Consider the following 14000-nt stretch of genomic DNA (forward strand, 5'->3'; position numbering starts at 1 on the left):
AGCGTCTGTCGTTGAAAGAGCATCACCATAATGGTGACGCGCTCCTCGGTACTCAGGTGGTTGTATTGGGTAGACATGGCAACACCTTACATGAGGTGTTGCACTTGCTCCTTGAGACCGCCCATCCTCCAGAAAAAGGCAGGTTTATCTCTGCATTGAATCTGAAGGCATATGCCGGTAAAGGTTTAGAAAAACCTGCCGGAAACGACGAATGGTCAATACATGGCACGGGTAGCTTTTTTACAAAATGACCTTGATTTATATGCATCAAACGGTGATTTACTTCTAACTATATCGATCCTGCGATTATGCAGTAGGGACTTTGATTGATATACCTCGAGATGCAGACATAACTTATCACCCATAAAAATTAACTAACTATTATCGAACCGCCAGGCCTCTTCTTGCTCACTGCGAAAAAGCGCTCCACACGGGCGAAAGGTAGATAGAAGGTCTATTATTTATTAATCAAATAATTTTCTTCCCAACATGCTTCACGACAGCACAATCAAATGCGGACTGGATATCCATCGAAAATATGAACAAGCATCACTGACATGTTCCACTAACAAGATCTGCCTGCTCAAGACCATCCCTACGCCACAGAGTAGTGGTACGCCGCGATGCAGAAAAAGACCTATTTAGCTCTTGGGCACGGTGCAAACGTGCCGTTGCACGCTACACCCTCTTTTACCCTCCCCCCAAAGAAACACACAGTTACGACTTCAAATTGACCATGGCTAAGACTCGACTGCAGTCTTCATGCTCCAAATGAACTGACAGACACTTCGCATGAAAAGGAAGGTAAAGACGACTCTTTTTTCGAACCACTCTGGAAAACGAAACGCCCAAACGGTGGTGCTTCTTGGGCTGCTTGGCAAAAACCGGCTTCGCCAGAACCGGTTTACATCCCAAAAAATGAATGGCCCTCACCCAAGGAACGCACAGACCTGGTGTTCGCCAAGTCCTGCGTCTCTGCAAACTGGTGCAGCACGGATGCAGGAACGGCCATCGAGCCCGCCTCCAACTTCGGGAAAATCATGGTCGTTGCCTCCATGATTTTGTGCTGGCGGCGCAATCATGCAAAAGCGCATGACGTGGGCAATACGTGGCGCGGGAGGACCGGTTAGCGTTTTTATAAAGGGCATGCTCCCCACCAAAATGGGCGACGGTACACTCCATACCGACGAACAACTGCGCCGCATGAGCAAGGCCACTACACGGGTGCGCTTTCAGTTTCGACGTGATGCCGAAGGGGTACTACAGATTTACGGCATTCACACCGGCACGTCAGGTGATGACTCAGTACGCATCGTGCAAGTGAAGTGGAACGCAACCAAAACGGCGATGGAGGCTGAGCTAAATGGGATCACCATCCTTTGGACGCCACCCACAGTTCTTCAAGAATGCCGTCACTGACCTACCCCGACGAAAGCGGCAAGCATCTGGGCACCATTCTGGTACACCCTATCCCGGAGGACATCGACAGCCAGCTTGAAGGGCTTCCTGGCGAAGACATCACAATCGACGACTGTATTCTGGTCTTTCCTGCGTCCCGATGGGGAAAATGAGCTAACGCAAGATCAATAGACCTCAGTTTTGGCGATACTTGGTTACCCCTAAACCTCTACTAACTAACCTACGCTTTCAAACGTTATTGCATGCCCATTTGAGGCATAGAGCCTAGAGCAGAGGCGGATGCTTTCATTGCAAAAAATAATCATCTACATGCCTCAGCATCATCCCCGCACCACATTTTCCAGACGCCCAAAACCACAAACCCCCGACTTTCTCTAGGAAAATCAGGGGTTTGTGTTTACTTAATGTGGCGGTGAAGGAGAGATTCGAACTCTCGATACAATTTCTTGTATACACACTTTCCAGGCGTGCTCCTTAAGCCACTCGGACACTTCACCGTATCTCTTCAAACATGTTCTGTCTGTCGAGGCGCGCTAATGTAGTCGAAACCTTTGAAGATGACAAATGTTTTTTTCAGAATTTTCATGCGCTTACGCCATTTAGCCGTTTTTGGGCGTCTGGGCTGGGCCTTGTCGCTACATTCGCCGCGACACAGGCGCCCGTTCGGTCCAAGGAGGCGGGCTTATATATAGAAGAACCCTGCATAACAGCTGACTCACCAGTCAGTCACGGCGCTTTACCTGCGCCACGTGGCTGGGTAACGTCTGCTCCTCTTCAATACAAGGAATTGCGCCATGAGTGACCTGATTGCTTATCACCTGGAAGACGGTATCGCCACGCTGACCCTGAGCAACGGCAAGGTCAATGCCATTTCCCCGCAGGTTATCGCGGACTTCAATGCGGCGCTGGATCGCGCTGAACAGGATCGCGCTGTGGTGATCATTACCGGGCAGCCGGGCATTCTCTCCGGCGGGTATGACTTGAAGGTGATGACGGCCGGTCCTGAGCAGGCGGTCAATCTGGTGACTCAGGGTTCAACCCTGGCACGCCGCCTGTTGGCGCATCCATTCCCCGTGGTGGTGGCCTGCCCGGGTCATGCCGTCGCTAAAGGCGCCTTCCTATTGTTGTCGGTGGATTATCGGATTGGCGTCGACGGTCCGTTCAGTATTGGTCTGAATGAAGTGCAAATCGGCATGACCATGCATCACGCCGGCATTGAGCTGGCGCGTGACCGCCTACGCAAGTCGGCATTTCATCGCTCGGTCATCAACGGTGAAATGTTTAACCCTCAAAACGCAGTGGACGCCGGTTTCCTCGATAAGGTAGTGCAACCCGAGGAACTGCACGCGGCGGCACTTGAAGCAGCGCGCCAGCTGAAAAAGATCAACATGAAGGCGCACAAGAACACCAAGCTCAAAGTGCGCAAGGCACTGCTGGACACGCTGGACAACGCGATCGAGCTGGATCAGGCCCACTTGATCTGAATGGCTGGCATCTCGACAGCAACTGCGGTCGAGGTGCCTCCCCCTGTTTTCCTGTACGCCTTCGTTATTGTTCCGAAAACGCTCTATCCCGCCTCCGCACCCTAGCGTTGAAACATGTGCTTAAACATCAGCCATCTCCTACATGTATCGGAGTAATTGCCGAATACAGTGCACGTCCGTACACTGCGCCACCTTTTGTTTTGACGAGCCTGTAAATGCTACTTTCGTTCCGTATGTTGTTGATGAGTGTGCATTTTCTGATGGCCGGTATTCTCGGCGTGTTGCTCGGCCTGTGTCGGCCCTTCAACCCTGACAATAGCCGCCTCTGCGCGCGCCTCTACGCACTGCCGTCCAAATGGATCATGGGCTATAAGCTGAAAACCGAAGTCGGGCCGCTGATGGATAAGCCGCAAAGCTGCGTGGTCATTGCCAACCACCAGTCCAACTACGATTTATTCATCTTTGGCAATGTCGTGCCTCGTCGCACGGTGTGCATCGGTAAAAAAAGCCTGAAATGGGTGCCCCTTTTCGGCCAACTGTTCTGGCTGGCGGGCAACGTGTTGATTGATCGCGGCAATGCGCAGAAAGCGCGTAAATCAATGCTGACCACCACCCGCACGCTGCAAGAAAAAGACACCTCGATCTGGGTCTTTCCGGAGGGCACCCGCAACCTGGGCAAGACGTTGTTGCCGTTCAAGAAAGGCGTCTTTCAAATGGCGATTACCGCCGGAGTTCCGATTGTGCCGGTGTGTGTCAGTACCTACAGCCAACACCTGAAGCTCAACCGTTGGCACAGTGCCGATATCCAGATTCGCTCCCTGCCCGCCATCCCCACGGCCGGCATGACCCTGGACGACATGCCAAGGCTGATGGATATGTGCCGCGAACAAATGCGCGACTGCATCGAGGCCATGGATCGCGAAGTGATGGCCCAGCAAGGCCGCCACGCGCCCGTCCAGAGTGACAGCAAGCGCAAAGGAACCGCCTCCCACCCGAACCTCTGAATGTTTGTCGACTCAAAGGGGGGCATTGCACGCTAAGCTGCATCTTCGTGCCCTAACCCTTTGAAGAAGAAGCGATTAGAACTATGGGGAGAGTTGTTGCTGCCGCGGTGTACAACGCTGGCAAAAAAATCAGCAATATCACGCTGGACGAGGGCAGTGACTGGGCTAAAAAACCCGGTCATTTCGTCTGGATCGGCCTTGAACAGCCTGATGCGCAAGAGATCAGCAATTTGCAGCGCCAGTTCAACCTCCACGAACTGGCCATCGAAGATGCCCTTGAGCAGCACAGCCGACCCAAACTGGAAACCTTCGGTGACGCGCTGTTTATCGTGATTTATTCGCCGATACGCCACGAAGGCAAACTGGAATTCGTCGAAACGCATATTTTCGCGGGTAACGGTTACATCATCACCTGCCGCAACGGGCATTCAGCCTCATACAAGGCCGTGCGCCAGCGTTGTGAGGCGCGCCCATTACTGCTGGATCACGGTGAAGACTTTGTTCTGTATGCGCTACTGGACTTTGTCACCGAAAGCTATCAACCCGTGAGCGAAGCGATTCATGCCGAGATCGAGGCACTTGAAAAAAGCATCATGAGCAATTCGCTGAAAGAGGCCGACATTGTGCATCTGCACGGTCTGCGTCGCGATGTGTTGCGACTGCGCCGCTATGTCGCGCCCATGGTGGAAATCAGTGAAGAACTGCAACGCCTGACTTTCCCGTTTATCGACAAGAACATGCGCCCCTATTTTCGGGACGTGCAAATTCATGTCACCCGCCAGATGGAAGACCTCTCCACCCTGCGCGACATCGCCAGCCAAACCATTGAAGTGGTGGTGCTGCTGGAGTCTTCAAGGCAAAGCGCCGTGCAGCGAAAATTCGCCGCTTGGGCAGCGATCCTGGCGTTTCCGACCGCCGTGGCCGGAATTTACGGGATGAACTTTCAGAACATGCCCGAGCTGAGCTGGCATTACGGTTACTTCGGGGTGCTGACGTTTATTGGTGTGGGCGTAACGACGTTGTGGGCCAGCTTCAAACGTTCGGGCTGGCTATAAATACGCGGGCGGACAAGTGCCCGCCCACCTCACCTGCGCTCGCCCTTTATACGGCTTGCTTTTCAGGCTTGTGCGCCACAAAACGCATCATCCACTCTGCGACGGTCTGACCGTGATGGTCCTTGGCGAGACTGGCAATGCCCGAGCCATAGACCTCAGCCCCTAACGCGTCCTGGCGCAGGTCCAGCAAGGCACGCGAGTAGTCGTGGATGAACTCGGGGTGCCCCTGGAAGCACAGCACCTGATCGTTGATGTGGTACGCAGCAAACGGGCAAAAATCGCTGGACGCAATCACCGTGGCGTTTTCGGGCAATGCGGTGACCTGATCCTGATGGCTGATGAGCAATGTCAGGTCTTCGACGGCGGGGCTCATCCAGGGCGCCTTGGCCGCCAACCTGTATTGGTGAGTGCCTACACCCCATCCCTGGCTCGCACGCTCGCTCTTGCCGCCCAACAACAGCGCCAGCAACTGATGGCCAAAGCACACGCCGAGCAACTTGTCGCCACGCTCATAGCGCGTCAGCAAATAACGTTTAAGGGTTTCAATCCACGGGTCGGTACCAAACGAGTCGGCCTTGCTGCCGGTCACCAGATACGCATCGTAGGTCTCATTGTCCGCGGGATATTCACCCTGCAAAACGTTGAACACTGTAAATTGCGCGGCGATCGGTTGTTGGGTAAACAGACGCTTGAACATCTGTCCGTAGCCCTGGTATTGATCCACAAACTCAGGGCGCAGAACGTCGGTTTCCAGAATGCAAATGCGTAACGACATAAAATTACCTGGCACGATGAATACAGAAGGGATGAAAACAATGCACAGAGCCTGCCTTGAAACGGCAATTCAAGGCAAGCACTGCACGCTTTGAAACGGTTGCGCAGGCTGCTTGGCGCGGTTGGGCGAACGGAACGTGTCCACCCAACCACGGGCTGACGAACGGTAGCTCACTAAGCACTCTGGTGTTTTGATTCTCCGTTGCGTCTAGCAACGGGGTGTCAGACATAACGGAGGACAGCTAATAGCGTTTTAGAAACTTCCCTCGCTGACATGATGTGAAAGGGTTCTAAGCGAGGCGAGAGACCGGCTCTAAGGTAAACCTGTCAGCCGCTGCGAAACGCAAGGACATGCCGTTACTGTCGCGCGGTGCTGTTTTTCAGGAATAACAATAAAGGCAGATCGCCATGCTCAAACACACCAAACTCCGCCAAGCAGGACTCATCCTTTTTGCCACCACCCTGTTATTGATCGTGCCGAATCTGACCAAGGTCATCGGCTGACCTCTCCTTTTTCAGGCTCCTGGTCTTATTTATAGCGGTGACTTTCGAGGTTGGCACTTGTGTGCCAACCTCAAGGCTCGCCTTTATGGAGGGAACCCTATGCGCCCGTGGTTTACAGTCGTTGCGCTGCTCATGTGCAGCACTGCTCAGGCAGGCATCATTGACGTGAACCGCGCCGTGGATGAAATAAACGATGGCGCGCTGATCCTGGACCTGCGCAACAACAGCGATTTTGCGGCGGGCAATCTGCATAACTCTTTACAAGTCGATCTGACACTGGAAGATGGCACCGGCATTAGCGCGGAAGGCCTCGCCTATCAATTGGGCCTGGTCGTTCTGGACCCCAATAACACCATTGTGATTTACAGCGACACCAATCAACACGCCCTCGAAGCCGAAGACACCCTAATCAAACGTGGGTATTTCGGCGTCGTGAACGGCGGCAATTACGAGGAGTTGCGCGATGCGCTCTTCGATCACGTCTCGCTGACCGAGAACGTACTGCCCGGCGACGAACCCACCGACGACGACATTACAGCCAAAAATTGAAATTTATCTGCCTGCTTTTTACCGCCCTGTTCTGCCTGCCAACCTACGCCGCCCAGCTCACCCTCGAGCTGGGTGACACCCGCCGTAGCTGGCAAACGGCCGATTTGCTGAACCACCCTGCCACCCAAGAGGTGCGCATTGTTGATGATGTGTCCTATAAGCGCGACATGACTTATCGCGCAATTCCTGTGGCCACGTTACTGCAAGGCCTTTCACCTGACGATCATGTGCAAGCCGTCGCGCTGGACGGCTTTGCGGCGGAGCTCAACGCGGCAGCGCTGTTGAATCAACACGGCGCAAAGGCTTGGCTCGCCATCGAAGACCCCGAACACCCGTGGCCGCCACTGGGTAAGGGAAAACCCAGCGCCGGACCGTTTTATCTGGTGTGGACAGACCCGCAAGCGGGTCACATCAGTCCGGAACAATGGCCGTTTCAAGTTGCGCGCTTTAAACGCCAACAGCCGGTCGCCGAGCGTTTTCCAGCGATGCGCCCCGATCCGTCACTGGCAGCCGATGCGCCAGCCAATCAGGGGTTTGTTGTCTTTCAGAAGCATTGCCTGGCGTGCCACCGGCTTAACGGCGCAGGCGACGCACAGTTCGGGCCTGATCTGAACATCCCTTACAACCCGACCGAGTATTTCGGCAAGGCATTCCTCACACGCTACATCCGCGACCCGCAAAGCCTGCGTCAATGGCCACAGGCCCGCATGCCCGGCTTTTCCAACGAGGTACTGACTGAAGCCGAACTGGCGCAACTGATCGAGTACCTGCAGCACATGACCACACGCAAGGTGGCGACACCTGAGCGTCAGCCATAAGCTTCTGGCTATCAGCGACATAGGCATTGGTGATTTCACCCCGCGCATACGCCCGTGGATACTTGCCGCCATTGTCGAACTTCCCTTTAGCCACCCCCTGCGGTGGCTTTTTTTTGCCTGCCATAACGCAAAATGGCCGGCCCGCAGGCCAGCCATCTGTGTCTTGAACCACTTTAATTCAGCAGGCCGCGCACCTCCTGTTTCACACCCCAGCCTTCAATAATCCCGCCAAGGGGTACGACTACGGCTTCAAAGTCTTGCTCAAAATCCCCGATGCCGCCGTAGGTGGCATACATCACCTTGCTCAACTCCAGATTCCAGGCACCGTCATCACGCACGTTAATTTGCGCATTTAGCGATTCTCCACAAAATTTTTGTGCTGCACGGCGCGCCCGCTCCTCATCCGGGAAAATGGCGTAAAACTCGATGGGATGAATACGTGAAAAATCAAAACCGCCTTCTTTCATGCGGCGCAGCACGTAGCTGCTGAGGTCTTCTTGATGGGCTGTGCTCATGAAACGTCCTCCTCGCAATGGATAGACTTTCAACGCTCCCCGAGATGCAACCGTCAATTCGTTGCGGGGATCAAGCATGTCGCGAACAAGATCAGAACCAGTCGAACACTTCGCTGGCCTGGTTGCAGATTAGCTCCGCCGCACAGCGCATGCCAAGCGCGGCGTTAAAAAAAGAAACGTTTATAGAAAACGGTTCTATTGCATCGCTGCCGCCTGACGCTTAACAGATGCGCTGTACAGCGTCAGGCAGCCTACAGAGCGCTTATTGCTTCTCTGCGCGCTCTTTGAGCGCCTTGAGGGTATTAAACGGGGCGTCCACTACGAACTTGTTCGCCAACCAGGATGGCACGCTGCCGCCTGGCTCAGTGTGAACCTGATAAGTGACTTCAGTCTGATCGGCCCCTTTGGGAACCATCTTCCAGAAGCCCTCTACCTGACTCACCCGCACAAAGCCTTTCTCTTCAGGCAGGTACTTGGGCACCTCTTTAAGGGTGCGAGTGACCGTACCGTCAGCCCCGACCGTGGTGGTGACTTCCAGAATCGAGTCGCGCGGCGTCACGGGCCAAGGGGTACTGAACTGCGTGTACGTCCAGCTCTTGTCGCCTTCGGTTTTAAGCAGTTTTTGCGACTTGCACTCGTGAATCCACTGGCACGCCCCCGCCACGTCTTCCTGCAACCCACGGACCTTGGCGATAGGTGCCTTGATCGTGGTCACACCTTGATAGGCCTTGTATTTCGAATCTTTGACTTCACTAAGCGACACTTTGATGCCGTCTTCATTCTTCGCCACTTGCCAGTTTTCTGCGTGAGCCGCGCTCACCATTAACACGCTCAAGCCACATGCAATTGCCACTCGATGCAACGAACCCATGGTCTTATTCCTTATTGTCGATGGTTTGTTCACTGGACATAAACACACTATGCCGCCGTCACCTGTTCCCACCACCCGATCAGGTTGATGGCTTCTTCCCGCGTGCTGCCACACACCTCGATGTCGGCCTTGAACGAACCGCACACGTCGGGACGTTCTGGCCGCCCGAACAAATCGCACAGGTTATCGACCGACAGATGCAGGCAGCGTTCCCCGGCGGGCTTGCCCTCGGGCATGCCGGGGATCGGTGTACTGATGGAAGGGGCTATACAACAAGCGCCACAGCCTTCACGGCAATTCATGACGTTAGCTCCTTAGACGGGGCAAAGTGCGTTGATGACAAGGGATAGTACTCGCTGGAACGGGCGTTTGAAATTGACCGTTCAGCCGAATGTGCGGATTAATGGCAGTGACTGAACAGTCAGTTTAGAAGCCCGTTTTCCGGCATTCGGCACTTATTGTTTGAACTGAAAATCCAGCGCCGCGCCTTCGATCTGCCGGTCGCGGGCTTCGTTGCGCAATTGCAGCTCCATTTCATTGCTCAATAAACGGCCGTTCAACTGAAACGGGCTGTCTTGTTCAGGCTTCTCGCCGAACATGTTGGGCAACAAAGGTTTGTGTTTTGGCATGGGGATCGTGCCCAGTGGCTGGAGCTGCTTGACCATGTCGGGCGGCAAACTCAAGTCCAGATTGGCACTGGGTATACGTTGCTTGGCAATTTGGCGTGCAGACTTGGATTTACTGGCGATGGGTGCGCGTTTCTGGGTGGGTGTTTTTTTGGCACGGGCAGCGGGTTTTTCTGACGGTTTGACAGACTGGGTCGCAGGCTGTTGAGCGGGTGTCGCAGCCTGCGCCGACACAGCGCTGAACGCGGTCAGCACACCCACCAACACCAGCCTCACACAATAGGTCGCTTTCATAACTCCCACAGCTTTAACGATTTAGGCACCTATGCTCGCGCTTTAAACACATCGTTACAAGTCAACATTAGGCAAATTGCCATACCGTAATGTCGCATGGCCTTAACTACAGGCCAGCGGCCTCCTGGCACAGCTGACTGGCGAGCATCCCCAATGTCATCAACGCACGTTCAGCTTCACGGTTCCACGCAGTGCCGCAATTGAGCCGGATGCAATGGTTGAACTGCTCGGTATTACTGAAGATCAACCCCGGCGCAATGCTGATGCCCTGCTGCAACGCTCGCACGTGCAACTCCTGGGTATTGACCCTGCCCGGCAGGCTGACCCACAAAATGAAACCTCCACTGGGTCGCGACATTTGCGTGCCTTCCGGGAAGTATTGCTGAACAGCCAACTGGAAGGCGCTCAGGTTTTTTCGATACTCCTGCCGGATATGCCTTAAATGACGGTCGTATCCGCCGTTTTCAAGGTAAGCCGCCACCCCCATCTGCGTCACACTGCACGCTGAATGGGTGGTGAATGTCTGTAAGCGCTGAATTTCAGATTGGTATTTGCCGGCAATCATCCAGCCAATACGCACGCCCGGCGACAAGGTCTTGGAAAAGCTCGAGCAATAGATGACGCGATCCAGGCGATCGTAGGCTTTGAGGGCCTTGGTGCGGCCCACCTCGAACATCAACTCGCCGTAAATATCGTCTTCGACAATCTGAATGTCGAAATCAGAAGCCAGGCGCAGCAATTGCTTTTGCCGCTCTTCCGGCATGGTGCCGCCCAGCGGATTGCTCAGGCGCGTGGTCAGAACCAGCGCTTTGATCGACCACTGGTTGGCTGCCAGTTGCAAGGCTTCGAGGCTCATGCCAGTGGCAGGATCGCTGGGGATCTCGATCACTTTCAAACCCAGCAAGTCAGCCAGTTGCAACAGCCCGTAATAGGTCGGGGATTCCGCAGCGATCAGGTCACCTGGGCGCGTCAGGGTCCGCAATGACATTTGCAGTGCATCAACGCAGCCGTGGGTGATGATCACTTCCGAGGGGTCGACCACCACGCCGGCATCACGCATGCGTATCGCCACCTGACGACGCAACGGCTCAAAACCGGGGCTGAACATGTAGCTGAACGCCCGCGGGCTGTGGAAGCGCGTGACTTTGGCCAGTTGCTGATGCAGCGCCCGCACGGGCAAATAATCGACACTGGGCACCGCTGCACCCAGCGGGAACACCCCTTCACGCCGCGATTCAACCAACACTTGCTGGATGATGCTGCTGCGCGTCACCAGCCCTGGCCGCTCGACCCGGGCGATATCCGGTGTGGGGGCAGTCAGCGCAGGCGTTTGGTGAACGTAATAGCCTGATTGCGGGCGAGCGCGAATCAGCCCTTGATCTTCAAGGTTGGCGTACGCCTGCAAAACCGTAGCATGGCTCACATTGAGCTGCGAGCTCATCTTGCGCACAGACGGAACCCGTTCCCCCGGCTGATAGACGCCGCGCCGGATATCCTCGGCCAATTGCTGGGCGATGCGTTGATAAAGCAAAAGGTTGGTCATGGCGCAGCACTCGATGTTCAGGCGTTTTTTTTTGTTGTGGAGAACAATACCGGAACAGTTTAGAAGTGTACGGGCACAGTTGTCATCCATCTGAGCCGTACAGTGCTGGGCGGGGTGTAACTGTATGGGTACAGACGGAACAGGGACGCCTGCAGCCGCTGCCCGGCAGCGACTGCATCTGATGCGCAGAGGTGGGGGATTAGCGGGCTGCGCCCAATTGACCTTTTTCGTCAGAAAAAACGATTTCAACCCGCCGATTCTGCGCCCGACCACGTTCCGTGGCGTTTACATCCACCGGGTATTCGTCGCCATAGCCTTCAACCTGAATCCGTTTTTCGTCGATACCCAGGTCAATCAGCACGTCAGCAACGGCTTGCGCACGGTCGCGCGAGAGCTTGAGGTTATCTTCTTTACCGCCCGTGCTGTCGGTGTAGCCTTCAATGCGCACAACACGCTTGGGGTTGAGTTGAAGAAACTGCACCAGTTTGAGCACGGTGCGATTGGCTGAGTTCTTCAGGTCCGCTTCACCGGTGTCAAACAGCACATCGCCCAAGGTCATGACCAGCCCACGATCCGTTTCGTTGGTCGCCAGGTTCAGGATTTGCTCTTCCAGCCATTGCCCCTGCTGTTGAACGCTCAACAGTTTGGCCTCACGCAAAGCCAGTTGCAGGCGTTGGCGCTCCAGTTCAAGCTTGGCGGCGCGTTCCTGATTGAGCACCTGCCGGGTGTGCTCCCGCGCGATATCGCTATAGCGCTGGCTCAAATAGGCGTAATGCGCAACATCGTCGCCACTGCCCCAGTAACTGGACAGACGCTCGGCACGGGCCAGCGACTCACCGGCCCTGATCACGTCCTTGGGTGCGATACGCAGCACATTGGTGTCTTCTTTAACCGACTGAAATTCGCTGGCCGCCTGTTGCAGTGCCTGTTCGCTGGCGTGATGCCCTGCACAGCCAGCAAGCCCTGCGCCGGTGATCAGTAACGCGCCATACATGACTGACTTGATGCTCATTGGGCCTCCGCCAGTTGTTTGCGCAAACGGGTGATACGGGTGTTGAGCACGTTCAGTTGCTCCTGACTTTTGAGGGTCAACACACGGGCTTCTGCCAGACGCGCATCCAGCTCTGCCTGTTCGGCCAGCATCCGGGCATCTTTATAAGAGCCCTCGGTCATCTCGGCCGAGGCCCGAGCCACCTTGTCTTCGGCCTGTTTGAGCTCGGCAATGTCCTCTGCATTGGCGCCCACGGCACGGGCTTGCTCCAGCGCCTGCTCGGTCAGGCGCATTTGTTCATTCGGCGCAGGATCAGCTGCACAGCCCGCCAAAGCCACAACGGCCAGGGCAGCAAAAAGTGGTCGAATTGTCACTGGGATTTCCTACTGTTTCGGAGCGTTGACCGGCTGTTGCAGCTGGTTTTTCCACCGCTCCAGGTTGCGTTGCAGCGCCGCCTCACTCAGGCCGGACGCCGGCAATTCTGTCATCTTTTTCGCGAGCTGTCCGCGTAACCAGGGCTCATTGCAGGCCGAGTCATGGGAAATGGCCAGAAACAGCCCCGGCTGATCAATCGGCTGTACATGGGCACGCACATCGTCACTGATCCCAAGCGTCTGAGCAGTGGCCATTCCCGCATAGCGCCCGGCCAGCACGTATTCGACCTGCCCCAGCAGCAACTTCTGGAAGGCCTGGGTCAGGCCGGGTTGTCGCTCCAGCGTGAGCTGGTGGCGGGCAAATGCGTCGAAGGTTTCAGTCATACGGGCTTTTTCAGAAAGCGCACCGGTATGGCCATGCAGGTCATCTGGCGTTTCATAGACAAGGAACGAGTCCGCGCGGGTCCAGACCAAATAGTCGTTGCGCACCAGCGGCGGGTGAATGTAATCCTGCGCAGTCAGCCCCGCCAGTGTCAGCGGCGCATCGACCAGCATGTCCATACGGCCCGTACGGACCTCGTTCTGCGCCTCGGACCGTTTGCCGCCGTAGAGCACCTCAACCTTGATGCCGAGGTCTTGCCCCACTTGTTGCAGAAGGTCGGCACTGGCTCCGATCAGATGCACAGGATCGGCCGGGTCGCGCCAGAGGTAAGGCGGCGCATCCGGGCTGCCCGTCACGATCAGGCGTTCGCATTTGCCTGCCGCCACCGACACGTGGGGCAGCAGCATCAGCCCCAGCAACCATCCGCTTAAATACCGCACATCCATCCCTCACACTCCGTTAAGCCCATTCAGACACACTAAAAAGCCCGATCACACAGACCATGAAGAATCAGCTAGAACACAACGTGCTCCGCCCTTCTCCACGGCCCGGATGATCGGGCTCTTTATAAGTGAAGCGACTGGATTAAACCAGCTTCTCCAACTCAGGTACGGCTTCGAACAAGTCCGCCACCAGGCCGTAATCGGCCACCTGGAAGATCGGCGCTTCCTCGTCCTTGTTGATCGCGACGATCACTTTGGAGTCTTTCATGCCCGCCAAATGCTGAATCGCGCCGGAAATACCGACCGCAATGTACAGCTGTGGCGCAACGATTTTGCCGGTCTGGCCCACCTGCA

General features: G+C 55.5%; 18 protein-coding genes and 1 tRNA gene. 8 read left to right on the forward strand and 11 right to left on the reverse strand.

The features are described from left to right. The 3 genes from TU74_RS22435 to TU74_RS24970 form a co-directional block, all read left to right on the forward strand. On the forward strand, positions 1 to 251 hold a 251-nt coding region (locus TU74_RS22435; RefSeq protein ID WP_048377687.1), incomplete at its 5' end, for a hypothetical protein. An 829-nt stretch (positions 252 to 1080) separates the two neighbouring features. Beyond that, the gene (locus TU74_RS24965) at positions 1081 to 1419 is read left to right on the forward strand and encodes an S-type pyocin domain-containing protein (RefSeq protein ID WP_053070078.1); all 339 of its coding nucleotides are present in this window, start codon (positions 1081 to 1083) and stop codon (positions 1417 to 1419) included. After that, on the forward strand, positions 1407 to 1571 hold the full coding sequence (locus TU74_RS24970) for an S-type pyocin domain-containing protein (RefSeq protein ID WP_262502290.1): 165 nt from the start codon (positions 1407 to 1409) through the stop codon (positions 1569 to 1571). Before TU74_RS24965 ends, TU74_RS24970 begins: the two co-directional genes overlap by 13 nt. A 255-nt stretch (positions 1572 to 1826) precedes the next feature. Here TU74_RS24970 and TU74_RS22445 read toward each other — a convergent pair. Then, positions 1827 to 1916, reverse strand: a tRNA-Ser gene (locus TU74_RS22445). Between the two features lie 297 nt (positions 1917 to 2213). Here TU74_RS22445 and TU74_RS22450 point away from each other — a divergent pair. From TU74_RS22450 to TU74_RS22460, 3 genes are all read left to right on the forward strand, one after another. Continuing rightward, positions 2214 to 2903 (forward strand): crotonase/enoyl-CoA hydratase family protein, encoded by a 690-nt coding sequence (locus TU74_RS22450; protein ID WP_048377688.1) that lies wholly within the window; start codon positions 2214 to 2216, stop codon positions 2901 to 2903. A 215-nt stretch (positions 2904 to 3118) separates the two neighbouring features. Continuing rightward, positions 3119 to 3907, forward strand: coding sequence for a lysophospholipid acyltransferase family protein (locus TU74_RS22455; protein WP_048377689.1), 789 nt, complete (start codon positions 3119 to 3121; stop codon positions 3905 to 3907). A gap of 83 nt (positions 3908 to 3990) precedes the next feature. Continuing rightward, positions 3991 to 4962 carry a magnesium and cobalt transport protein CorA gene (locus TU74_RS22460; RefSeq protein ID WP_047273894.1) on the forward strand — a complete coding sequence of 324 codons (972 nt, stop codon included), beginning with the start codon at positions 3991 to 3993 and terminating at the stop codon, positions 4960 to 4962. Positions 4963 to 5008: 46 nt separating this feature from the next. Here the strand turns inward: TU74_RS22460 and TU74_RS22465 are convergent, their stop codons facing one another. Next, the gene (locus TU74_RS22465) at positions 5009 to 5737 is read right to left on the reverse strand and encodes an amidotransferase (protein WP_047294902.1); all 729 of its coding nucleotides are present in this window, start codon (positions 5735 to 5737) and stop codon (positions 5009 to 5011) included. A gap of 602 nt (positions 5738 to 6339) precedes the next feature. On the opposite strand from TU74_RS22465, the gene TU74_RS22470 reads away from it, so the two are divergent. Together TU74_RS22470 and TU74_RS22475 are read left to right on the forward strand one after the other, a co-directional pair. Continuing rightward, positions 6340 to 6789 (forward strand): rhodanese-like domain-containing protein, encoded by a 450-nt coding sequence (locus TU74_RS22470; protein ID WP_047280139.1) that lies wholly within the window; start codon positions 6340 to 6342, stop codon positions 6787 to 6789. Beyond that, positions 6786 to 7607, forward strand: a complete 822-nt coding sequence (locus TU74_RS22475) for a c-type cytochrome (RefSeq protein WP_048377690.1) — start codon at positions 6786 to 6788, stop codon at positions 7605 to 7607. The genes TU74_RS22470 and TU74_RS22475 overlap by 4 nt, the downstream gene beginning before the upstream one ends. Positions 7608 to 7780: 173 nt before the next feature. Here the strand turns inward: TU74_RS22475 and TU74_RS22480 are convergent, their stop codons facing one another. The 9 genes from TU74_RS22480 to TU74_RS22520 all read right to left on the reverse strand — a co-directional run. Next, positions 7781 to 8122, reverse strand: coding sequence for a ribonuclease E inhibitor RraB (locus tag TU74_RS22480; RefSeq protein WP_047273886.1), 342 nt, complete (start codon positions 8120 to 8122; stop codon positions 7781 to 7783). 262 nt (positions 8123 to 8384) lie between these two features. After that, positions 8385 to 8993: an START domain-containing protein gene (locus TU74_RS22485; protein ID WP_048377691.1), complete on the reverse strand. Its 609-nt coding sequence runs from the start codon at positions 8991 to 8993 to the stop codon at positions 8385 to 8387. A gap of 47 nt (positions 8994 to 9040) precedes the next feature. Continuing rightward, complete coding sequence (locus TU74_RS22490) at positions 9041 to 9295, reverse strand: YkgJ family cysteine cluster protein (RefSeq protein ID WP_047273881.1); 255 nt, start codon at positions 9293 to 9295, stop codon at positions 9041 to 9043. 153 nt (positions 9296 to 9448) lie between these two features. After that, positions 9449 to 9913 carry a hypothetical protein gene (locus TU74_RS22495; protein ID WP_047275553.1) on the reverse strand — a complete coding sequence of 155 codons (465 nt, stop codon included), beginning with the start codon at positions 9911 to 9913 and terminating at the stop codon, positions 9449 to 9451. 106 nt (positions 9914 to 10019) lie between these two features. Further along, positions 10020 to 11456 (reverse strand): aminotransferase-like domain-containing protein, encoded by a 1437-nt coding sequence (locus TU74_RS22500; RefSeq protein WP_048377692.1) that lies wholly within the window; start codon positions 11454 to 11456, stop codon positions 10020 to 10022. A gap of 199 nt (positions 11457 to 11655) precedes the next feature. Beyond that, positions 11656 to 12468 carry an OmpA family protein gene (locus tag TU74_RS22505; RefSeq protein ID WP_047273872.1) on the reverse strand — a complete coding sequence of 271 codons (813 nt, stop codon included), beginning with the start codon at positions 12466 to 12468 and terminating at the stop codon, positions 11656 to 11658. Next, entirely contained in the window at positions 12465 to 12821 is a 357-nt protein-coding gene (locus TU74_RS22510) for a DUF4398 domain-containing protein (protein WP_047275549.1), read from the reverse strand. Before TU74_RS22510 ends, TU74_RS22505 begins: the two co-directional genes overlap by 4 nt. Before the next feature lie 9 nt (positions 12822 to 12830). Beyond that, on the reverse strand, positions 12831 to 13649 hold the full coding sequence (locus TU74_RS22515) for a substrate-binding periplasmic protein (protein ID WP_048377693.1): 819 nt from the start codon (positions 13647 to 13649) through the stop codon (positions 12831 to 12833). 139 nt (positions 13650 to 13788) lie between these two features. Further along, positions 13789 to 14000, reverse strand: a 212-nt coding sequence (locus TU74_RS22520) for an FAD-binding protein (protein ID WP_048377694.1), incomplete at its 5' end; no start/stop codon positions are given.

It is taken from the genome of Pseudomonas lundensis (assembly GCF_001042985.1).
Classification (GTDB): domain Bacteria; phylum Pseudomonadota; class Gammaproteobacteria; order Pseudomonadales; family Pseudomonadaceae; genus Aquipseudomonas; species Aquipseudomonas lundensis.

Coding starts and splice junctions, on each gene's coding strand:
- TU74_RS22490 (WP_047273881.1), bottom strand. CDS start 9,295: ATGAATTGCCGTGAAGGCTGTGGCGCTTGTTGTATAGCCCCTTCCATC.
- TU74_RS22470 (WP_047280139.1), top strand. CDS start 6,340: ATGCGCCCGTGGTTTACAGTCGTTGCGCTGCTCATGTGCAGCACTGCT.
- TU74_RS22460 (WP_047273894.1), top strand. CDS start 3,991: ATGGGGAGAGTTGTTGCTGCCGCGGTGTACAACGCTGGCAAAAAAATC.
- TU74_RS22485 (WP_048377691.1), bottom strand. CDS start 8,993: ATGGGTTCGTTGCATCGAGTGGCAATTGCATGTGGCTTGAGCGTGTTA.
- TU74_RS22450 (WP_048377688.1), top strand. CDS start 2,214: ATGAGTGACCTGATTGCTTATCACCTGGAAGACGGTATCGCCACGCTG.
- TU74_RS22515 (WP_048377693.1), bottom strand. CDS start 13,649: ATGGATGTGCGGTATTTAAGCGGATGGTTGCTGGGGCTGATGCTGCTG.
- TU74_RS22495 (WP_047275553.1), bottom strand. CDS start 9,913: ATGAAAGCGACCTATTGTGTGAGGCTGGTGTTGGTGGGTGTGCTGACC.
- TU74_RS22500 (WP_048377692.1), bottom strand. CDS start 11,456: ATGACCAACCTTTTGCTTTATCAACGCATCGCCCAGCAATTGGCCGAG.
- TU74_RS22480 (WP_047273886.1), bottom strand. CDS start 8,122: ATGAGCACAGCCCATCAAGAAGACCTCAGCAGCTACGTGCTGCGCCGC.
- TU74_RS22465 (WP_047294902.1), bottom strand. CDS start 5,737: ATGTCGTTACGCATTTGCATTCTGGAAACCGACGTTCTGCGCCCTGAG.
- TU74_RS22505 (WP_047273872.1), bottom strand. CDS start 12,468: ATGAGCATCAAGTCAGTCATGTATGGCGCGTTACTGATCACCGGCGCA.
- TU74_RS24965 (WP_053070078.1), top strand. CDS start 1,081: ATGCAAAAGCGCATGACGTGGGCAATACGTGGCGCGGGAGGACCGGTT.
- TU74_RS24970 (WP_262502290.1), top strand. CDS start 1,407: ATGCCGTCACTGACCTACCCCGACGAAAGCGGCAAGCATCTGGGCACC.
- TU74_RS22455 (WP_048377689.1), top strand. CDS start 3,119: ATGCTACTTTCGTTCCGTATGTTGTTGATGAGTGTGCATTTTCTGATG.